Origin of the sequence: Pseudomonas sp. PDM28, assembly GCF_019219115.1 — a bacterium.
GTDB lineage: Bacteria > Pseudomonadota > Gammaproteobacteria > Pseudomonadales > Pseudomonadaceae > Aquipseudomonas > Aquipseudomonas laurylsulfatiphila.
Map to the genome: position 1 here is coordinate 461,779 of NZ_JAHUWG010000001.1, position 19,448 is coordinate 481,226.

The 19,448-nt window shown below is 59.2% G+C and carries 18 protein-coding genes; 5 read left to right on the forward strand and 13 right to left on the reverse strand.

Annotated elements, in window-relative coordinates; all coding sequences use genetic code 11:
- Positions 1–79: 79 nt before the first annotated feature.
- Complete coding sequence (locus KW841_RS02140; RefSeq protein ID WP_218473252.1) at positions 80–625, reverse strand: twin-arginine translocation pathway signal protein; 546 nt, start codon at positions 623–625, stop codon at positions 80–82.
- 28 nt (positions 626–653) lie between these two features.
- Complete coding sequence (locus KW841_RS02145; RefSeq protein ID WP_218473254.1) at positions 654–2,084, reverse strand: coniferyl aldehyde dehydrogenase; 1,431 nt, start codon at positions 2,082–2,084, stop codon at positions 654–656.
- Positions 2,085–2,229: 145 nt separating this feature from the next.
- Between KW841_RS02145 and KW841_RS02150 the strand changes: the two genes are divergently transcribed.
- Together KW841_RS02150 and KW841_RS02155 are read left to right on the forward strand one after the other, a co-directional pair.
- Positions 2,230–2,901 (forward strand): TetR/AcrR family transcriptional regulator, encoded by a 672-nt coding sequence (locus KW841_RS02150; RefSeq protein WP_095964222.1) that lies wholly within the window; start codon positions 2,230–2,232, stop codon positions 2,899–2,901.
- A 34-nt stretch (positions 2,902–2,935) separates the two neighbouring features.
- The gene (locus KW841_RS02155; RefSeq protein WP_218473255.1) at positions 2,936–3,790 is read left to right on the forward strand and encodes a sulfurtransferase; all 855 of its coding nucleotides are present in this window, start codon (positions 2,936–2,938) and stop codon (positions 3,788–3,790) included.
- Between the two features lie 131 nt (positions 3,791–3,921).
- Here the strand turns inward: KW841_RS02155 and KW841_RS02160 are convergent, their stop codons facing one another.
- The 11 genes from KW841_RS02160 to KW841_RS02210 all read right to left on the reverse strand — a co-directional run bounded on the left by KW841_RS02160 (position 3,922) and on the right by KW841_RS02210 (position 15,789).
- A complete protein-coding gene (locus KW841_RS02160; RefSeq protein ID WP_218473256.1) occupies positions 3,922–4,761 on the reverse strand; it encodes an AraC family transcriptional regulator in 840 nt (279 codons plus the stop codon).
- Between the two features lie 3 nt (positions 4,762–4,764).
- Positions 4,765–5,757 (reverse strand): hydrolase, encoded by a 993-nt coding sequence (locus KW841_RS02165; RefSeq protein ID WP_218473257.1) that lies wholly within the window; start codon positions 5,755–5,757, stop codon positions 4,765–4,767.
- 98 nt (positions 5,758–5,855) lie between these two features.
- Entirely contained in the window at positions 5,856–7,301 is a 1,446-nt protein-coding gene (locus tag KW841_RS02170; protein WP_218473258.1) for a pitrilysin family protein, read from the reverse strand.
- On the reverse strand, positions 7,294–8,640 hold the full coding sequence (locus KW841_RS02175; protein ID WP_218473259.1) for a pitrilysin family protein: 1,347 nt from the start codon (positions 8,638–8,640) through the stop codon (positions 7,294–7,296). Before KW841_RS02175 ends, KW841_RS02170 begins: the two co-directional genes overlap by 8 nt.
- Before the next feature lie 169 nt (positions 8,641–8,809).
- A complete protein-coding gene (locus KW841_RS02180) occupies positions 8,810–10,048 on the reverse strand; it encodes a pitrilysin family protein (RefSeq protein ID WP_218473261.1) in 1,239 nt (412 codons plus the stop codon).
- A 144-nt stretch (positions 10,049–10,192) separates the two neighbouring features.
- Positions 10,193–10,801: a 16S rRNA (guanine(966)-N(2))-methyltransferase RsmD gene (gene rsmD, locus KW841_RS02185; protein WP_007975379.1), complete on the reverse strand. Its 609-nt coding sequence runs from the start codon at positions 10,799–10,801 to the stop codon at positions 10,193–10,195.
- Positions 10,802–10,959: 158 nt separating this feature from the next.
- Entirely contained in the window at positions 10,960–11,868 is a 909-nt protein-coding gene (locus KW841_RS02190; protein WP_218473262.1) for a pitrilysin family protein, read from the reverse strand.
- A gap of 135 nt (positions 11,869–12,003) precedes the next feature.
- Complete coding sequence (locus tag KW841_RS02195; RefSeq protein ID WP_218473263.1) at positions 12,004–12,198, reverse strand: hypothetical protein; 195 nt, start codon at positions 12,196–12,198, stop codon at positions 12,004–12,006.
- Between the two features lie 144 nt (positions 12,199–12,342).
- Complete coding sequence (rsmD, locus tag KW841_RS02200; RefSeq protein WP_218473264.1) at positions 12,343–12,951, reverse strand: 16S rRNA (guanine(966)-N(2))-methyltransferase RsmD; 609 nt, start codon at positions 12,949–12,951, stop codon at positions 12,343–12,345.
- On the reverse strand, positions 12,951–14,441 hold the full coding sequence (locus tag KW841_RS02205; RefSeq protein ID WP_218473265.1) for a pitrilysin family protein: 1,491 nt from the start codon (positions 14,439–14,441) through the stop codon (positions 12,951–12,953). The genes rsmD (KW841_RS02200) and KW841_RS02205 overlap by 1 nt, the downstream gene beginning before the upstream one ends.
- Positions 14,434–15,789 carry a pitrilysin family protein gene (locus KW841_RS02210; protein WP_218473266.1) on the reverse strand — a complete coding sequence of 452 codons (1,356 nt, stop codon included), beginning with the start codon at positions 15,787–15,789 and terminating at the stop codon, positions 14,434–14,436. Before KW841_RS02210 ends, KW841_RS02205 begins: the two co-directional genes overlap by 8 nt.
- Positions 15,790–16,132: 343 nt before the next feature.
- On the opposite strand from KW841_RS02210, the gene ftsY reads away from it, so the two are divergent.
- Genes ftsY through ftsX form a run of 3 tightly spaced genes read left to right on the forward strand, consistent with a single transcriptional unit; the run spans position 16,133 to position 19,343 of the window.
- Positions 16,133–17,656 carry a signal recognition particle-docking protein FtsY gene (gene ftsY / locus KW841_RS02215; RefSeq protein WP_218473267.1) on the forward strand — a complete coding sequence of 508 codons (1,524 nt, stop codon included), beginning with the start codon at positions 16,133–16,135 and terminating at the stop codon, positions 17,654–17,656.
- Complete coding sequence (gene ftsE, locus KW841_RS02220; protein WP_007975383.1) at positions 17,653–18,324, forward strand: cell division ATP-binding protein FtsE; 672 nt, start codon at positions 17,653–17,655, stop codon at positions 18,322–18,324. Before ftsY ends, ftsE begins: the two co-directional genes overlap by 4 nt.
- The gene (gene ftsX, locus KW841_RS02225; RefSeq protein ID WP_110661215.1) at positions 18,321–19,343 is read left to right on the forward strand and encodes a permease-like cell division protein FtsX; all 1,023 of its coding nucleotides are present in this window, start codon (positions 18,321–18,323) and stop codon (positions 19,341–19,343) included. Before ftsE ends, ftsX begins: the two co-directional genes overlap by 4 nt.
- Positions 19,344–19,448 lie beyond the last annotated feature (105 nt).

Consider the following 19,448-nt stretch of genomic DNA (forward strand, 5'->3'; position numbering starts at 1 on the left):
GTGTTGAGTCGTTCACAAAAGGTGCGAACACCTCAAACCTGTGGGAGCGTGGCTTGCCCGCGAAGGGGGCGACTCGGTATCAGACAGTGGGCGGCCCGGGATACCCGCAATGCGCCCACGATTCCTTGCGGCCGTACCAGGCCATCATCCCCAGTTGCAGCAAAGAGCTGTGGCCCATGCGCAACAGGCTCAACGAGCTGTTTTCCCAACGATCGAGGAATTGCCGGATATCGTCGGCGCTGGCGTTTTCCCAGCTGCCCCAGATTCCGGTCAACGGTCCGCGGGTGACGGCCATGCCCAGCACATCGAACAGTTGGCGGGTCAGTTTGAGCATTTCCGGCGACAGATGCGCGAGGTTGTAATCCAGGCTTTTAAGTGTGCCTTCGACAGCCTCGGGCATCCGTTCGGAGGTCTCGGCGCCATCGAGCAAGACCGGAATCAACGCTCGCAAGAACAGCAGGTCACCGCTGCGCAGCGTGACGAAGCCATTGGCCGGGACGCTCGCCGAACAGCCGCTGAGGCTGGCGCCCAACCCGGCAGTGGCGAGAAAGGCGCTGGCGCCGAGGCTGAATTTAAGCAACCCGCGCCGTGACAGCGCGGGTGTATCGGACAGACTGGGATTCATTATTGTTATTACCCGGCGGTGATGATCGTTAGCGGATGAACAGTTTCTGGATCAGCTTCTGGATCGATTTGCCATACGGCGGGTAAATCAGTTTCGCCGCGTTGAACCGCTGTTTGATCAAGACACCCTTGGCCTTGCTGAAGGTCAGGAAGCCTTCATGGCCATGATAATGACCCATGCCCGAGGCACCGATGCCGCCGAACGGCATGTCATCCTGGGCGACGTGCAGCAGCGTGTCGTTCAGGCACACGCCGCCGGAGTGGGTTTCGTGCAGCACGCGCTGTTGTTCGCGCTTGTCGTAGCCGAAGTAGTACAGCGCCAGTGGGCGCGGGCGTTGATTGATGTAGGCAAAGGCCTGGTCCAGATCCTTGTACGGCACGATCGGCAACAGCGGCCCGAAGATTTCGTCCTGCATTACCGTCATCTCGTCGGTGACATTGAGCAGCAGGCTATGGCTCATGCGGCGGCCCTGGCCCTGGTCGAACAGCGGCATCAGCAGCGCACCCTTGCTGGTGGCGTCGCTGATATAGCTGTTGAGGCGCGCCAGTTGTCGCTCATTGATGATCGCGGTGTAGTCCGGGTTGTCGGTCAGCGTCGGATAAAACCCGCGGACCGCAGAACGATAGGCTTCGACGAAACCTCCCACGCGATCCTCCGGCACCAGCACATAGTCCGGGGCCACGCAGGTCTGGCCGGCGTTCAGGGTTTTACCGAAGGCGATGCGCTCGGCGGCGTCCTTGAGCGGTACATCGTGGGAAACGATGGCTGGGGACTTGCCGCCCAGCTCAAGGGTCACCGGGGTCAGATTTTCCGCAGCGGCGCGCATCACGTGTTTGCCGATGCTGGTGGCGCCGGTGAACAGCAGGTGATCGAACGGCAGACGTGAAAACGCCACGCCAATATCTGCCTCGCCAAGGACCACGCATACCAGGTCTTCGGGGAAGATGCGCGCCAGCAGTTGCTTCATCAGCAGGCCGGTCGAGGGGGTCGACTCACTGAGCTTGAGCATCACCCGGTTGCCCGCCGACAGCGCGCCGACCAACGGACCGATGGCCAGGTACAGCGGGTAGTTCCACGGCACGATGACCCCGACCACGCCCAGCGGTTGGTAAACGACTTTGGCAGAGGCGGGCTGGAATGCGACACCGACCTTGCGCCGCGAAGCTCGCATCCAGCCCTTGAGGTGTTTGCTGGCGTAATGAATGCCGTGCAGGCTGGGCATCAGTTCGGCGACCAGGGTTTCATCGGCGCTGCGATGGCTGAAGTCCTGGCTGATCGCATCGATCAGGGTCTGGCGTTCGCTGTTCAATAAATCCTTCAGGGCCTTGAGCCATTGCTGACGCTGCGCGGCAGGCGGCATCGGGTTGGCGGCGTAGGCGGCACGCTGGGCGTCAAACAGGGCCTGAAGCTCTTCCAGCGGCTGCTGTAGGTTTTGCAGGTAGGAAATGTCAGCAGTCATGGTCGGCTCCGGATTTATTGTAATGAAGCACTTTTTAGAGTGTATGCTCTAAAAAGTCAAATGACATCCTGTAACAGCTTTGTTTTATCCGCTCGCGGATAGATCTAAGATGCCCGTCAACGCACTCTGAATTAAAGCTCAAGCCATGGCCCCACGGATCAAAACCAGCGAGCGCATCGTGCAGAACAGCCTGGAGCTGTTCAATCAACAGGGCGAGCGCAGCATCAGTACCAACCACATTGCTGCCCATATGGAAATTTCCCCGGGCAATCTGTACTACCACTTCCCTAACAAGCAGGCGATCATCGCCGTGCTGTTCAGCGAGTACGAAAGCCTGGTGGACAGCTTCCTGCGCCCGCCCCAGGGCCGCGCCGCCACGGTGGAAGACAAACGCTTCTACCTCAAGGAGCTGCTGTCGGCGATGTGGCGCTACCGCTTTCTGCATCGCGATCTCGAACATTTACTCGACAGCGACCCCGAGCTGGCCGACCGCTATCGACGCTTTTCCCAGCGCTGCCTGATCCAGGGTGGAGCGATCTATGAAGGCTTTGTCGCCGCCGGCATTTTGCAAATGGACAAAGTGCAGATCGAATCCCTGACCCTCAATGCCTGGATCATCCTCACGTCCTGGGTGCGCTTCCTGTGCACAACGAGGGAAAACTCCAGCCACTTGAGCGAACAGGCCATTAAACGTGGGGTTTATCAGGTGTTGGTGCTGGAAGCCGGGTTCGTCACGGATCAGTCCCGCGATGCGGTCAAGGCCTTGTTCGAAGAGTTTTATGTGCCCCTGGCCCAGGCGCTCGAGGAAGTGTCGTAGGATCGACGTCTGATAAAAATCACAGGAGCCCGTTATGCCCATTGCGCAACTGATCAGCCCGCAAGCACTGGACCTGAAAAAGGACCAGCCGGGGCTGGTTATTCTGGATTGTCGTTTTGCCCTTGAAGACCCGGATTACGGTCAGCGCAGCTATGCCGAAGGGCACATCGCCGGTTCGAGCTATGCCGACCTTGAGCGTGATCTGAGCGGCGCGGTGGTCAAGGGTTTGACCGGGCGTCATCCGCTGCCCGAGCCGGCGCAACTGATCGAGCGCCTGCAAGCCTGGGGCATCAACGCCGATAGCGAAGTGGTTCTGTACGACGATGGTCCGGGGGCCTATGCGGCGCGGGCCTGGTGGTTGCTGGCGTGGTTGGGCAAACGCGACGGTGTATTTATCCTCGATGGCGGTCTCAAGGCCTGGCACGCGGCCGGTTTGCCGCTGAGCCTGGATGCGCCGGCGATCACTCGTGGTTCCTTCACTGGCAGTCCTGACACGGCGTTGCTGATCAGTGCCGAGCGGCTGCATAAGCGCCTCTCCCGGCCGGAACTGACCCTGCTCGATGCCCGCGCACTGCCGCGTTTCAAGGGTGAAGTGGAGCCGATCGATCCGATTGCCGGGCACATTCCTGGCGCTCAATGTGCGGCGTTTACCGACAACCTGGGCAGTGACGGGCGTTTTCTGCCAGCCGATCAGCTCAAGCAGCGTTTTGCCGCAAAACTGGGCGATCGTTCGCCGAAGGATCTGGTGGCGTACTGCGGTTCCGGCGTGACGGCGTGCCACAACCTGTTTGCGTTGTGTCTGGCCGGTTATCCGTTGGGTTCGTTGTATGCCGGGTCGTGGAGCGAGTGGATCAACGAGCCTGCGCGGGGCATTGCCACGGGCGAGTGAGCATCACGAAACCTTGTGGGAGCGAGCTTGCTCGCGATGGGGCCATCACATTCAATATTGATGCTGATTGTTAAGCCGCCATCGCGAGCAAGCTCGCTCCCACAGGGATGGATGGTGTTTGTGAGATCTAGTTAAGACTCGAGTCCCCTTTTTGCGCTGCGATACGCCCCCGGTCCAACCCCATACACCTGCTTGAACTGCCGACTCAGGTGGCTCTGGTCGGCAAACCCCAGTTGCATGGCGACTTCCAGCGGCAGACAGCCACTCTGCAGCAACGCCCGCGCCCGGGCGATGCGCTGTTGCATCAGCCAGGTGTGCGGCGGCATGCCGGTAGCCCTACGGAACACCCGGGCGAAATGGAAGGGCGAGAGGTTGACCGCCGCTGCCAGCGTCTCCAGTGAGGGCGGCGCTGCCAGTTGCGCGTGCAGCAATTCCTTGGCGAGGCTCACGGCCCGGTGTTCCTTGCCGGGTTTACTGGCATCGGGCACCGCCGCATGACGCTGCAACAGCGACAGCACCAGTTCGCGCCAGACCGTTTGTTGCTGCAACGCGGTGGCGGGGCTTTCCAGCAGGCGATGAAGTTGGCAGAAGCCGTTCACCAGATCCTGATCGCGATACAGCGTGGCGCCGAAGGCCGGAAGGTGGTGGGTGGGCAGTTCGAGTTCGGCCAGCAGCGAGGTTATCTGCCCGCTGTCCGGATAAAACGCCCGGTAAAGCCAGCCATCCTCGGTGCCTTTGTGGCCGGTGTGCAATTCATCGGGGTTGATCAGTACCAGCGTGCCGCTGCCCGCGAGGTGTTCGGCACCGCGATAGCGGTAACGCTGGGCGCCGGCCATGATCATGCCGATCACATAGCCGTCATGCACGTGCGGGGCGAAACGATGATCGATGTAGCGGGCGGACAATAACTCGACCCCAGCCAGGGGCGGGGTTTGCCAGAAGTGGATTGACTCGCCCTGGTCAGCGTCCATGATTCAAGCGCGCCCTGCGGCGGCCAGCCACGCGGGGATGCGCCGTTCAAGGTAGTAACCCGGTTGCCTGAGCGTGCCGTCGACGAAGCCGACATGCCCGCCCTTGGCTTGCAGCTCGAATTGCGTGGATGCGGACAACTCATCGGCGTGCGGCAGGCTGTGGGGAAACACGAAGGGATCGTCGGCGGCCTGAATCATCAAGGTCGGCGTACGAATCTCGCCAAGGAAATAGCGACTTGATGCGCGGCGATAGTAATCCTCGGCATCGGCGAAACCGTGCAGTGGCGCGGTGACGCGGCCATCGAAATCCCAGAACGTGCGCATGTTTTCCAGCGAGCCAAGCGCAGCCAATGCGGCCAGTCCATCCTCCCGTCCGTCGTGCTGGAACTGTCGCTGTTTGTTCTTGATGTAGGCGACCATCTCGCGCATGAAATGTGCCTGGTAAACCCTGGAGAAACCCTGGCCGATGCGGTCGGCGCACTGGTCCAGGCGGAACGGCACCGATACCGCCACGGCGGCCGTCACGCCGCTGTCGCTGCCGGTTTCGCCCAGGTGCTTGAGCAGGACATTACCCCCCAGGGAGTAACCCACCGCATACAGTGGTGCGAGAGGTCGTTTGGCCCGCAAGTGTTTGATCGCTTCGGCCAGGTCTTCACTGGCACCGGAATGGTAACTGCGTGGCAGCAGATTGGGTTCGCCCGAGCAACCGCGCCAGTTCAGCGCGACACTGGCCCAGCCCCGATCACCCAGGGTTTTTTGCAGGCCAGCGACATAAGGTGAATTCGAGGACCCGGTGAGCCCGTGCAGCACCAGCACCAAAGGCGCGTCGACGCTGTGCGGACCGTGCCAGTCCAGATCGAGAAAGTCGCCATCTTCAAGCCACAGGCGTTCCCGTTCGCGGCCGATGTGCACGGTTTTACGCCACAGCGGTCCCCACAAGGTTTGCAAGTGCGGATTGCCGAGGCCAAAGGCTGGGGTGAACGGTGACTGGGCCATTGCGGGGTGCGGGTGCACAGTGATTCTCGGAGAAAGTGCTCATGGGTCTGTCCGAAGGCGCGGCGGGACAGCGCCGCGACCGCGTCGTCGGGGGGTAACTAACTTGCCACAATCTCGTCAGGTGCGCGACACATGGCGTTGGTTGCGCTTTCGATTGGAGCGGGAAGCGGTTGTTGATCTGTCTTCGGCCCCAGGATGACAACGCGCCATTGGTCGGCGTGGTAATGCCGGTTGAGCGCGGTTTTGATGGATGCGAGGTTCAGCTTCAAGGCGGCTTGCGTGGAGAAGTCGAGGTCCAGCGGCAGATTGTGGGCACTGATGGCGTACAGCTGGCTCAAAATCTGCGCATTGGTAGCGCTGTTCAACGGTGCGCTACCGGCCAGTTGCTGCTGGCTGTCGTCAAGCTCCTCTTGGGTCGGCCCTTGGGCGAGGAAGTCGCTGAACATCGTCTTGATATGGGCCAGCACGGCATCGACCTGCTCGGGTGGAGTCTGCAATCTAATGGTCAGCAACCCTTGTGCCTGAAGGGCTGAGAGGTCGGCTTCAACGTGGTAGGTCAGGCCTCGGCGTTCACGGAGTTCATTGCTCAGTCGGTTGGTGAGCACCCGCATGGCCATCTGCAGCGCGTCGTAGTCCGGGCTGCTGCGCAGGACACTTGGCTGGGCAAGGCGCAGGTAAGCCTGGGCCGATGGTCGCTCAACCCGCAGCAGACTCGGGGCCGTTGGACTTGTCACTGACTGGATCGCGGCAGTGGCCGGCCCCAGCGGCAAGGCTGCGGATATCTGTGTACCAATGCGCTGGGCTTCTTCCTCGGTGAGGTCGCCGACCAGTGTGATCTGGGCATTGCCTGCGGCATAAGCCTCGCGATGAAAGTCTTGCGCCTGAGTGCGGGTGATGGAGGCAAGCCCGGCCCGGGTACCGTAGAGGGACTGAGCATAACCGTGGTCGGGAAACAGTTGGCCGAGGTTCATTTGCCGGGATTGAGTGGCATGGGACTGATCCTCGAGGTCCAGAAAGTACTGCAGTTGGGATTTCACCGCAGGCAGGGATGCCTCCGGCAACAGCGGCTTGCCAAGTACCTGGGCAAACAGTTCCAGGGCTGGAGCGCGCCGTGATTCGTCACTCAGGCTGCGCAGGGAAAACCAGGTCCGGTCCTGACCGATACCCATGTCCATCCTTGCACCCAGATTATCGAACGTCGCCTGTATGGCATTGACGTCCTTGCCAGCCACGCCCTCATTCAAAAGGCTTAAGGTCACCGCTGCCAGGCCGGGTTGATGGGGGGTGTGGGCGCTGCCGGCGGCAAAGCTCACCAGAGCGTCGAACATCGGCAGGCCAGGGGTGCGGATGAACAGGATCTTGGTCCCGCTGTGAGTTTTGTACCCCTTGATCGACAGCGTGCGGTGGATAGCCGGAATCTGTGGTTCCTTGAGCGATTGCAGCCCTGGCTTCTGGGGTGCCGTGGTTGCAGCGGCATGGGCCTGAGCACTCAAAAGCATGCCGGCCATGATCAATCCATTGATGAGGCCTTTGAACTTATCCATTGTTTTTCTCCGGCAAGATTTTCGCGGTACTCAGGCGCTCACGCGTCAGGTAAGTCTTTGCGACCTGTTGAATATCCAGGGGGGTGACCTTGTTCAGCTCATCCGTATCCTGATCGGCCAGCCGCCAGTCGAGGCCGATGGTGTCCAGCAGGCCCAAGGTGTTGGCCTGCCCTTCCAGATCGTCCTGCGCATAAACTGTGTTCGCGATCAGGACGTTTTTCGCACGCTCCAGTTCTGCCGGTTCCGGTGCTTTGCTCTTCAGTGATTCGATCACTTGCCACAGACGGGCGAGGGCTTCGTCTGTGTCAGTGAGCTTGTCCGGGTTGAGTTGTGTGCTGATGGTCAGTAACGAGTCACCTCGTTTGAAGGCGTCGTACTCTGATTGGGCCTCAGTGAATATCGCCTCGCCCAGTTGCAGTTGCTGTTTGATCCGCGCGCTACCGGATCCGGCCAGTAACATATCGAGCAGGCGCAGGGCATGGGCGGTCCGACGATCCAGGGCCGTGGCCAGGCTGGGCGCGTTGAAGCTCATGATCAGGCGCGGGGATGCTATCGGTGCATGCAGGGTCAGTGACCGTTCACCGGCTGAAGCCAGCTCGACGGGTACAGGCGCTGCAGGTGTAGCGCGCCGCTGCAGGTGGCCGAAGTACTGCTGTGCCAGCGCCTTGATCCGCCCAGGTGCAACATCGCCAACGACCACCAGCGTCGCATTGTCCGGCGAGTACCAGGCCTGATACCACTGCTGCAATTGCACGGCGTTCATTCGTCGCAGGTCGTGCATCCAGCCAATTGTCGAGGTGCGGTAGCCGCTGGTCGGGTAGGCGATGCTGTTCAGTCGTTCGTGAGCCGAAGTGGTGATTTCATCATCAACACGCATCCGACGCTCTTCCTGAATGACCTTGAGCTCCGGCGTAAAGTCCTGTGCATCCAGTTCGGCCGTGCTCATCAGGTCGGCGAGTATTTCGAAAGCGACGCCGGCGCGTCCGGAAGATAGTGTCTGGTGAAAGACCGTGAAGTCGGTGCCGGTAAAGGCGTTTTGGCTGGCCCCCAGTTTGTCCAGTATCGCCGCGAACTCTCCGGCGCAGGCTTTGCTGCTGCCCTTGTACACCATGTGTTCGAGGGCGTGGGACAAGCCCGACTGACCGGGCAGTTCGTAGCTTGAGCCGACCTTGAGCCAGAGTTGGACGGTGACGATGGGGGATCGGTGGTCCTCGCGTACGACGACCTTGAGACCGTTATCCAGCAAAAAGTCTTGTGTTGCAGGGGGTGAAGCCGCGGCAGCCATGAGCGGCAACCAGGCGATAAAGGACAGCACCAGCGTGTTGCGGGAGATGTTCATCCGTGTACATCCTCAGTGGTTTGCAGGTATTTGCGCAAACCACTGTGGATCATCCGGAAAGGTGTCAGGCGGTAACTATGTAGTGCACACCCCAAGCGGCTGCGGTTCGGCAGCCCCTTGGTTTTCTGTTCGTCTTTCAACAGCAGGATTTAAATAATGAGCAACAGAATTATTCCGGTGAGCCCGCCATTGGAAAGATGTGGGCTGTTGTCATTCGCTGTTCTGTAAAGTATGTGTTGGCGAAATTCTGAATGTCCATGGGCGTGATGTTCAGCAGCGCTTGGTATCGTTGCGCCCTACTATCCAGAGGGAGTTTTGCATAGTGATAGGTGGTGAGGAGGTAGGGCAAAGCCGAAGGGTTGTGCTCCCATCCGGCCCATCGTGTAAGTATGTTTTCACGAGCGTGCTCCAAGCTTTGTGCATCGATTGGATTTCGCTTCAGCTTATTGAGATAAGTGCGCAGTCCGCTTTCCAATTGACATGGAGTCTGATCTGCCGATTGAGCCTTGACGCTTAAGAAAAAAATGCCCGCATTTTGGTTGAGGATTTTCCGCGCAGCGCCAGATCCGCCGGGCATAAGCCGGAAGTGGTTTTTCAGAAGCTCCTCGATGATATCCAGGGCGCCAAGAGCGTTAGGATCACCTTTGAAAAAATCGAAGTCAGGCAGGTTGAACGCCATGATCGCTAGGGGCTCATTAGTGTCTTTGCTAACTTCGATATGTCGCTTGCCCGGTTCCGCAGCTTCTTTGTCGTACTTGAAGACCTCAAGAGGTTTGTGAGGGATCGCGGAGAAATGCTGTTCTGCCAATGAGAGAATATTGTCGGTGTTTACATTTCCAACAACGATCAGTGTTGCATTGTTGGGCATGTACCAACGTTGATGCCATTGCTGTAACTGATCGAGATCAAGGCGTGACAGGCTGGTTGGAGTGCCTTGTGGATTGTTGGAGTAACCGCTGAAAGGGTAAAGTAGTTCGGTGACCTCCTGGGGTGTTAGGTAGTTGGATATAAATATATCCCGCGCGGCGCGATGGCTATTGGTCTCTTGAATGACTGCCTGTAAAGAGGCTTCGGTCATTTTTGGTGCGGACATCATGGTTGCGAGTTGGCTGAAGGCTTCGTCTAAATCGGCAAGGCGTACACGCTGTCTATAGGTCGTGAAGTCATCAAAGTGAAATGAAAGGTGCTCGTTTTCGTCAGGGGCTGATGTATGTTCGTTGTCAGAAAATAATACGCTGGCAAGAGTGATGTTTATGCCTGCGTTTTCTGGTAGTTCGTTACAGCTGCTGACTTTGTAAACGAGATCGATGTAAGCATCGCTAGCTTGACTGATTTCAGCGGTAATGATTTTCAAACCATTGTCGAGAGTGAGTTCTTTTATTGGCGTGGTGGGGTAATTTAGCTGCATGGGTTTGCAAGTCCATTTGCGGTTGTGCGAGTTATTTCGCCCACCTAAGATGGCTCGCAAGTAATAAATCTATCTAGCGTAAATATATTTCTAATTACGACGTTTGCGGAGTAATCGGGTGAGTGGATGCCCACCCGAAGTTGGCTATGCGGACAGGACAGCGTTGCGCTGCCAAAGCGAGTAATAAACCCGCCCGGATTTCTGCTCGCGGTGCAGGCGCCAATTGTCCGGCAGGCCCAGGGTCGACGGCGCGGATTCGCTTTCGGTGTACACCCAGGCATCTTCGGCCAGCCATTGACGCTCTTCGAGCAACTTGCAAACGGCGGGCAGCAGGTTCTGGTTGAACGGTGGGTCGAGGAACACCAGGTCGTAGGCCGTTGCCGTCTGGGTTTCCAGATATCGCAGGGCGTCGGCGGTCTGGACCTGGCCGTTGGTGCACCGCAGGGTGCCCAGGTGCTCCTTCAGGCTGGACACCGCGATGCTGCTGGCGTCCAGCGCCTGGCCCATGGCCGCGCCACGGGACAGGGCTTCGAGGAACAACGCGCCGCTGCCGGTGAACGGGTCGAGCACCTTGGCGCCCGGCACGTACGGCGCGAGCCAGTTGAACAGGGTTTCACGCACGCGGTCCGGCGTCGGGCGCAGGCCCGGGGCGTCGGGGAAGCTCAGTTTGCGGCTGCGCCATTCGCCACCGATGATGCGCAACTGGTTCACGCCGTTATGGACGTTTTTGGCGGGTTTCTTGGGACTGGCCATTAATGCTCCGGAACCCCGAGCGGCTGCTCGGAAGGTTTATCAGTAGGGGCCGGTAACGGCTTTTGCGGCGTGGTTGGGCCAGCGCGGGGCTGCGGTTCGGCAGCCCCTTGGTTTGCTGTTCGCCTCTCAACAGCAGGATTTAAAAATGAGCAACAGAATTATTCCGGTGAACCGGCCATTGGAAAAATGTGGGCTGTTGTCATTCGCTGTTCTGTGAAGTATGTGTTGGCGAAATTTTGAATGTCCATGGGCGTGATGTTCAGCAGCGTTTGGTATCTTTGCGCCCTACTATCCAGAGGCAGTTTTGCATAGTGATAGGTGGTGAGGAGGATAGGCAAAACCGATGGGTTGTGCTCCCATCCAGCCCATCGTGTAAGTATGTTTTCACGAGCGTGCTCCAAGCTTTGTGCTTCGATTGGATTTTGCTTCAGCTCATTGAGATAAGTGCGCAATCCGCTTTCTAATTGACTTGGAGTCTGATCTGCCGATTGAGCCTTGACGCTTAAGAAAAAAATGCCCGAATTTTGGTTGAGGATTTTCCGCGCAGCGCCAGATCCGCCGGGCATAATCCGGAAGTAGTTGTTCAGAAGCTCCACGATGATATCCAGGGCGCCAAGAGCGTTAGGATTATCTTTTAAAAAATCGAAGTCAGGCAGATTGAACGCCATGATCGCTAGGGGCTCTTTAGTGTCTTTGCGCACTTCGATGTGTCGCTTGCCCGGTTCGGCAGCTTCTTTGTCGTACTTGAAGTCTTCAAGGGGTTTGTGTGGGATCGCGGAGAAATGTTGTTCTGCCAAAGAGAAAATATTGTCGGCGCTTACATTCCCAACAACGATCAGCGTTGCATTGTTGGGCATATACCATCGTTGATGCCATTGCTGTAACTGATCGAGATCAAGGCGTGACAGGCTGGTTGGAGTGCCGTCTGGATTGTTGGAGTAGCCGCTGAAAGGGTAAAGTAGTTCGGTGACTTCCTGGGGGGTGAGGTAGTTGGATATAAAAATATCCCGCGCGGCCCGATGGCTATTTTTCCGTTTAATGACTTTCTGTAAAGTTGCTTCGGTCATTTTTGGTGCGGACATCATGGTTGCGAGTTGGCTGAAGGCTACGTCTAAATCGGCAAGGCGTACACGCTGCCTGTAGCTTGTGAAGTCATCAAGGTGAAATGAGGTAAGCTCCTTTCCGTCGGGGCTTGGTATATATTAGTTGTCATTAAGTAATAAGCTGGAAAGAATGATGTTTATACCTGCGTTTTCCGGTAATTCGTTACAGCGGCTGACTTTGTAAGCGAGATCGATGTAAGCGTCGGCAGCTTGACTTATTTCGCCGGTAATGATTTTCAACCCGTTGTCGAGAGTGAGTTCTTTTGTTGGTGTGGTGGGGTATTTTAGTTGCATAGGTTTGCAAGTCCATTTGCGGTTACGCGAGTTATTTCGCCCGTCTAAGATGGCTCGCAAGTAATAAATCTATCTAGCGTAAATATATTTCTAATTACAATGTTTGCGGAGTGATCGGGTGAGTGGATGCCCACCCGAAGTTGGCTATGCGGACAGGACAGCGTTGCGCTGCCAAAGCGAGTAATAAACCCGCCCGGATTTCTGCTCGCGGTGCAGGCGCCAATTGTCCGGCAGGCCCAGGGTCGACGGTGCGGTTTCGCTTTCGGTGTACACCCAGGCATCTTCGGCCAGCCATTGACGCTCTTCGAGCAACTTGCAAACGGCGGGCAGCAGGTTCTGGTTGAACGGTGGGTCGAGGAACACCAGGTCGTAGGCCGTTGCCGTCTGGGTTTCCAGATATCGCAGGGCATCGGCGGTCTGGACCTGGCCGTTGGTGCACCGCAGGGTGCCCAGGTGCTCCTTCAGGCTGGACACCGCGATGCTGCTGGCGTCCAGCGCCTGGCCCATGGCCGCGCCGCGGGACAGGGCTTCGAGGAATAGCGCGCCGCTGCCGGTGAAGGGGTCGAGCACCTTGGCGCCCGGCACGTAAGGCGCGAGCCAGTTGAACAGGGTTTCACGTACGCGGTCCGGCGTCGGGCGCAGGCCCGGGGCGTCGGGGAAGCTCAGTTTGCGGCTGCGCCATTCGCCACCGATGATGCGCAACTGGTTCACACCGTTATGGATGTTTTTGGCGGGTTTCTTGGGACTGGCCATTAATGCTCCGGAACCCCGAGCGGCTGCTCGGAAGGTTTATCAGTAGGGGCCGGTAACGGCTTTTGCGGCACGGTCGGGCCAGCGCTGACGATGACCATTTTGTCCGTGCCCAGGTGTTTGTTCATGGCGGCTTTGACCTGTTCGACGGTCAAGGCCTGGGACTGTTGCATGAATTCTTCCAGGTGGCTCAACGGCAGGTTGTAGAAACCGATGGCGCCCAGTTGGCCGACGATATCGGCGTTGCTGGCGGTGGACAGCGGGAAACTGCCTGCCAGTTCGCGCTTGGCGTCGTCGAGTTCCTTTTCGGTCGGGCCGGTTTCAAGGTAGTCGGCCAGGACGTCCTGCACCAGTTTCAGGGTGCCTTCGCTCATCTCGGCGCGGGTCTGCAGGTTGATCATGAACGGGCCGCGCACCTGCATCGGGGTAAAGCCCGAATACACGCCGTAAGTCAGGCCGCGCTTCTCGCGCACTTCGCTCATCAATCGAGTGCCGAAACCGCCGCCACCGAGAATCTGGTTACCCATGGACAACGCCGCGTAGTCCGGATCGTCGCGATCGATGCCCAACTGCGCGAGCAACAGGTTGGTCTGCTTGGACGGGAACTCTATGTGGCCGATACTCGCCTTCGGTTCAGTCGGCTGCGCGATTTTTGGCAGCGCCGGACCTTTGGGCAAGGCGGCGGAAACCTGCTCGGCAATTGCTTCGGCTTCGGCGCGGGACAGGTCGCCGACCAGCGCGATCACCACGTTACCTGCTGCGTAGGCTTTCTCGTGGAACGCACGCAGTTGTGCCTGGGTGATCGCCGGTACGCTTTTCGCCGTGCCGTCGCTGGAATGCGCGTACGGGTGATCACCGTACAAGCGGTTCATCAGTTCCAGGCTCGCCAGTTTGCCGGGGTTCTGTTTCTGGTATTCGAAACCGGCGAGCATCTGGTTCTTGATGCGCAGCAGAGAGTCAGCCGGGAAGGTCGGCTTGCCGATGACGTCGGCGAACAGCTTCAGGGCCGGCTCGCGCTTGTCCTTGGCACTCAGGCTGCGCAGTGAAGCGATTGCCATGTCTTTGTAAGCACCGTTGCCGAAATCGGCGCCCAGGCCTTCGAAGCCCTGGGCAATGGCGCCGACGTCCTTGCCGGCCACGCCTTCGTTGAGCATGGCGTTGGTCAGCAGCGCCAGGCCCGGTGCATCGCCGTCCTGGCTGCTGCCGGCGGCGAAGATCAAGCGCATGTCGAACATCGGCAACTCATGGGCTTCGACGAACAGCACCTTGGTGCCTTCGGCAGTGTTCCAGGTCTGCACGTCCAGCTTGCGGTGGTCCGGCGCCTTGCCGTTGAGCTCGGTCAGCGATTGCAGTTTCTGGCTGGCCTTGGCTTTGTCCAGGGCTTCACTGGCGCTGGTTTCGCCAGGGCGCGACAGATAGAACGCGGCAGAGCCGATTACGGCGGCAGCGATCAGCCCGATCAGGGCCAGGCGGGAGGGTTTACGCTCACTCATGAGTCGTCTCCAGAGGCAGTACATGGGCGACGCTGAGACGTTCGCGGGTGAAATACAGCTTGGCGGCTTTCTGGATATCTTCCGGGGTCACGCTTTCCAGGTCGGCCAGTTCGGTGTCCATCAGCTGCCACGACAGGCCGACGGTTTCCAGTTGGCCGATGGCGGTGGCCTGGCTGGTGATCGAGTCGCGCTCGTAGACCAGGCCGGCGATGACTTGTGCGCGAACCCGTTCTAGCTCTTCGGCCGTCGGCGCAGTGGTTTTCAACTGATCGAGCAGCTTCCACAATCCGGCTTCGGCCTGGGCGATGGTCTTGTGTTTCTGTGTGTTTGGCGATGCAGACAGGGTGAACAGGCTGTCGCCACGGGTGTAGGCGTCGTAACTCGACGAGCCGCCGGACACCAGCTCCTCTCCGCGCTCCAGTTGCGTCGGGATGCGTCCGCTGTAGCCGCCATCGAGCAGCGCCGAGATCAGGCGCAGGGCATTGACCAGGCGTTTGTCTTCGGCGGTGGCAATGCTTGGCACGTTGAAGGCGAGCATCAGGCTGGGCAGTTGGGTTTGCACATGCAGGGTGATCTGGCGCTCGCCCGGTTCGGCCAGTTCCAGCGGCTTCTTCGCGGCCGGCACATCACGCTTGGCGATCGGGCCGAAATAGCGTTGGGCCAGAACCTTGACTTCGTCCGGCGTCACGTCGCCGACAACCACCAGCGTGGCGTTGTTCGGCACGTACCAGGTCTGGTACCAGTTGCGCAGTTCTTCGACCTTCATCCGCTCAAGATCGGCCATCCAGCCGATGGTCGGCGTGTGATAGCCGCTGGCCGGGTAAGCCATGGCCTTGAAGCGCTCATAGGCCTTGGACATCGGCTTGTCGTCGGTGCGCAGGCGACGTTCTTCCTTGATGACCTCGATTTCCTTGGCGAACTCGTCGGCCGGCAGGCGCAGGCTGGCCATGCGGTCGGCTTCCAGTTCGAAGGCTACGCCCAGGCGATCCCGGGCCAGCACCTGGTAGTACGCGGTGAAGTCGTCGCTGGTGAATGCGTTCTCTTCGGCGCCGAGGTCGCGCAGGATCAGCGAGGCTTCACCGGGGCCGACCTTCTCGCTGCCCTTGAACATCATGTGTTCCAGAGCGTGGGACAGGCCGGTATTGCCCGGCGTCTCGTAGCTGGAGCCGACCTTGTACCAGACCTGGGAAACGACAACAGGTGCACGATGGTCTTCACGCACGACCACCTTCAAGCCATTGTCGAGAGTGAATTCGTGGGTGGGTTGCGGGTCGGCAGCCAGGGCCGAAAGGGGCAGGCAAACTGTGCTGAGCAGCAGGCCTGCGGCGCGGCGGGCAAGAGCATTCATTCGTTTTCAAACCTTTGGGGCTGCCCGCTTGTTCTTAGCGTCAGCGGGCGAGAGGGTGCTAGGATACTGATCCGTTTTACTGGCGGCCACGCCTATCAGGCCTTTGATTGGCCTGCGGGTTGTATGGGTTACCGGCAGAAACTTTGAGTTTGTCAGCTAAACTCTGCGTTTTCGCCGACGATGCCGTTTCAGTCCTTCGTATTAGTCGACCTTTGAGGCGCCGTTGGCACCTCGACAAAATGTTGCGCGTGAACAAGCTGGGTGAAACACAGTCTGTTCTGCATCGATTATTTATTTGCCGGGGCGCCATTGGCGCGTCGCTACCGTGAGATAGCCGTCCTCCATGTTTGGTTCCAACGACGACAAGAAGACCCCAGCTGCGGCTGGCGAGAAAAAAAGCCTGTTCGGATGGCTGCGCAAAAAGCCGCAGGAACCCGTCGTCGAACAGCCACAAGCCATTCCTGAGCCAGCACCGACGCCGGTTCCGGTAATAGAAGAAGCGCCCGCGCCGGTTGTTCTGCCGGTTGCCGAGCCGTTGCTGCAGCCCAAGGTTGAAGCCGCTCCCGAACCTGTCAGCGAAATCGTCACCGAACAGCCGCTGGCCCCGACGGCCGAACCCTGGTTGACCCTGCCGGTAGCCGAAGAGCCCGTGGCGTTGGTCGAAAATGACCTGGCCCCCCACGTGACCCCGCCGATTCCGGCCCCGGCAGCGTTTGCGCCTGCACCGGTTCATGCGCCTGTGGTCGAAGCGATTGTTGAACCCTTCGTCGTGGCCGAGCCTGTTCCCGTTGTCAGCCAGCCAGAGGTTCCGGTATTCGATGCTCCGGTTGCTCCGGTTGCTCCGGTTGCTCAAGCACCGGCACCCGCTCCGATTCCTGCGCCGATCGCGACGCCCGTCGAAACCCCGGTAGAACCCGTACGCACCGAAGAAACCAAGGCCGGTTTCTTCGCCCGCCTCAAGCAGGGCCTGTCCAAGACCAGCGCCAGTATCGGCGAAGGCATGGCCAGCCTGTTCCTGGGCAAGAAGGTTATTGATGATGAGCTGCTCGAAGACCTCGAAACCCGTTTGCTGACCGCCGACGTCGGTGTCGAAGCCACCTCGGTGATCATTCAGCGTCTGACGCAGAAGGTTGCGCGCAAGGAGCTGGCTGACGCCGATGCCCTGTACAAATCCCTGCAAGCCGAGCTGGCGGCCATGCTCAAGCCCGTCGAGCAGCCGCTGAAAATCACCTCGCAGAACAAGCCGTTCGTGATTCTGGTCGTCGGCGTCAACGGTGCCGGCAAGACCACCACCATCGGCAAGCTGGCGAAAAAACTGCAGCTGGAAGGCAAGAAAGTCATGCTCGCCGCCGGCGACACCTTCCGTGCGGCGGCGGTAGAGCAGTTGCAGGTCTGGGGCGAGCGCAACAAGATCCCGGTGATCGCCCAGCATACTGGCGCCGATTCGGCTTCGGTGATCTTCGACGCCGTGCAGGCCGCCAAGGCTCGCGGCATCGATGTGCTGATCGCCGACACCGCCGGCCGCCTGCACACCAAAGACAACCTGATGGAAGAGCTGAAAAAGGTTCGCCGCGTCATCGGCAAACTCGACGCCGACGCACCTCACGAAGTGCTCCTGGTGCTTGACGCCGGCACCGGCCAGAACGCCATCAACCAGGCCAAGCAATTCAACCAGACCGTCGAACTGACGGGCCTGGCGCTGACCAAGCTCGACGGCACCGCCAAGGGCGGGGTGATTTTTGCCCTGGCCAAGCAATTCGGCCTGCCGATCCGCTACATTGGCGTCGGCGAAGGCATCGACGATTTGCGTACCTTTGAAGCAGAACCCTTTGTCCAGGCATTGTTTGCCGAGCGGGAGCGTTCATGATTCGTTTCGAACAGGTCGGTAAGCGCTACCCGAACGGTCACGTCGGCTTGCATGAGCTGAGCTTTCGAGTTCGTCGTGGCGAGTTCTTGTTTGTCACCGGCCATTCCGGCGCCGGTAAATCCACGCTGTTGCGCCTGTTGCTGGCGATGGAGCGCCCGACCAGCGGCAAGTTGCTGCTCGCCGGGCAAGACCTGAGCACCATCAGCAACGCACAGATTCCTTTCCTGCGCCGGCAGATCGGCGTGGTGTTCCAGAATCACCAATTGCTGTTCGATCGCACGGTGTTCAATAACGTCGCGTTGCCTTTGCAGATCCTGGGCCTGTCCAAGGCCGAGATCGCCAAACGCGTGGACTCGGCACTGGAACGCGTGGCGCTGTCGGATAAAACCGATCTGTACCCGGGTGACCTGTCCACCGGTCAGCAGCAGCGCGTCGGCATCGCCCGCGCCATCGTCCACCGTCCGGCCTTGCTGCTGGCGGATGAACCGACCGGTAACCTCGACCCGCGTCTGGCCGCCGAGATCATGGGTGTGTTCGAAGACATCAATCGCCTGGGTACCAGCGTGCTGATCGCCAGTCACGACCTGGCCCTGATCGCCCGCATGCGCCATCGCATGCTGACGCTGCAACGCGGTCGATTGATCGGTGACGGGGAGGCCGCGGTATGAGTGCAACACGTAGCCCCAAGGTTTCCGAGCGCGTGGCCCCGAAAGCCGCCGATCCGCAGCCGCAAAAGAAAAAACACGACGATGATGACGGGCCGGACTTCGCCACGTTGTTCCGTGCCTGGATCGAAAGCCATCGCGCCAGCATGGTCGACAGCCTGCGTCGCCTGGGCAAGCAGCCGATCGGCAGTTTTTTCACCTGCATGGTGATGGCGGTGGCCCTGAGCTTGCCCATGGGGCTGTCACTTTTGCTAAGTAACGTCGAGCGTCTGGGTGGTTCCTGGCAACGCGCGGCGCAGATTTCCCTGTATCTGGACCTTGAGGCCAAGCCGGCCGAAGGCGAATCGCTGCGCGATCAGATCAAGGGCATGCCGGGCGTCGCCGACGCCGAATACGTTGGCCGGGAGCAGGCGCTGGAAGAGTTCCAGCAACAGTCCGGTCTGGGCGAGGCGCTCAAAGAGTTGCCGGAGAATCCGCTTCCGGGCGTGGTCCTGGTGACGCCGAACGAGGTCGACAAGCCGGCCCTTGAAGCATTAAGACAAAAACTATCCGAGCTGCCGAAGGTACAACAGGCGCAACTTGATTTAGTCTGGGTCGAGCGCCTGGCAGCCATCCTCAAGCTGGGTGACCGTTTTGTCTTCGGTCTGACCGTGCTTCTGGTTTCTGCATTACTTTTGGTGATAGGCAATACCATTCGTCTTCATATTGAAAACCGCCGCACAGAGATAGAAGTGATTAAACTGGTCGGCGGCACTGACAGCTATGTCCGCAGGCCCTTCCTGTACATGGGGGCGCTGTATGGCTTCGGTGCGGGGATTCTGTCCTGGGGCGTGCTTGCGTTCGGCCTTGATTGGCTGAACGACGCAGTGGTAGGGCTGGCCGGTTTGTACGGCAGTGATTTTGCGCTGGCTGGAGTGCCAGTTGCCGACGGTCTGTCTCTCTTGCTTGGCGCGGTGCTGTTGGGGTATATCGGTGCATGGATTGCAGTCGCACGCCACCTGAGGGAGCTTGCGCCTAAGTAGTATCATTTTGCTCGTATTGACCTTTCAGCGGTTTTGGGTTTTAGGGAACTTGTCTTTCGGTTTCCGGTCAATTTTCGCAGTGCTGAACTGCACGAGTTTGTAAGT

Coding starts and splice junctions, on each gene's coding strand:
- KW841_RS02145 (WP_218473254.1), bottom strand. CDS start 2,084: ATGACTGCTGACATTTCCTACCTGCAAAACCTACAGCAGCCGCTGGAA.
- KW841_RS02210 (WP_218473266.1), bottom strand. CDS start 15,789: ATGAATGCTCTTGCCCGCCGCGCCGCAGGCCTGCTGCTCAGCACAGTT.
- KW841_RS02150 (WP_095964222.1), top strand. CDS start 2,230: ATGGCCCCACGGATCAAAACCAGCGAGCGCATCGTGCAGAACAGCCTG.
- ftsE (WP_007975383.1), top strand. CDS start 17,653: ATGATTCGTTTCGAACAGGTCGGTAAGCGCTACCCGAACGGTCACGTC.
- KW841_RS02195 (WP_218473263.1), bottom strand. CDS start 12,198: ATGCAACTAAAATACCCCACCACACCAACAAAAGAACTCACTCTCGAC.
- KW841_RS02175 (WP_218473259.1), bottom strand. CDS start 8,640: ATGAACATCTCCCGCAACACGCTGGTGCTGTCCTTTATCGCCTGGTTG.
- rsmD (WP_218473264.1), bottom strand. CDS start 12,951: ATGGCCAGTCCCAAGAAACCCGCCAAAAACATCCATAACGGTGTGAAC.
- KW841_RS02140 (WP_218473252.1), bottom strand. CDS start 625: ATGAATCCCAGTCTGTCCGATACACCCGCGCTGTCACGGCGCGGGTTG.
- KW841_RS02190 (WP_218473262.1), bottom strand. CDS start 11,868: ATGACCGAAGCAACTTTACAGAAAGTCATTAAACGGAAAAATAGCCAT.
- KW841_RS02155 (WP_218473255.1), top strand. CDS start 2,936: ATGCCCATTGCGCAACTGATCAGCCCGCAAGCACTGGACCTGAAAAAG.
- KW841_RS02170 (WP_218473258.1), bottom strand. CDS start 7,301: ATGGATAAGTTCAAAGGCCTCATCAATGGATTGATCATGGCCGGCATG.
- rsmD (WP_007975379.1), bottom strand. CDS start 10,801: ATGGCCAGTCCCAAGAAACCCGCCAAAAACGTCCATAACGGCGTGAAC.
- KW841_RS02205 (WP_218473265.1), bottom strand. CDS start 14,441: ATGAGTGAGCGTAAACCCTCCCGCCTGGCCCTGATCGGGCTGATCGCT.
- ftsX (WP_110661215.1), top strand. CDS start 18,321: ATGAGTGCAACACGTAGCCCCAAGGTTTCCGAGCGCGTGGCCCCGAAA.
- ftsY (WP_218473267.1), top strand. CDS start 16,133: ATGTTTGGTTCCAACGACGACAAGAAGACCCCAGCTGCGGCTGGCGAG.
- KW841_RS02165 (WP_218473257.1), bottom strand. CDS start 5,757: ATGGCCCAGTCACCGTTCACCCCAGCCTTTGGCCTCGGCAATCCGCAC.
- KW841_RS02160 (WP_218473256.1), bottom strand. CDS start 4,761: ATGGACGCTGACCAGGGCGAGTCAATCCACTTCTGGCAAACCCCGCCC.
- KW841_RS02180 (WP_218473261.1), bottom strand. CDS start 10,048: ATGCAGCTAAATTACCCCACCACGCCAATAAAAGAACTCACTCTCGAC.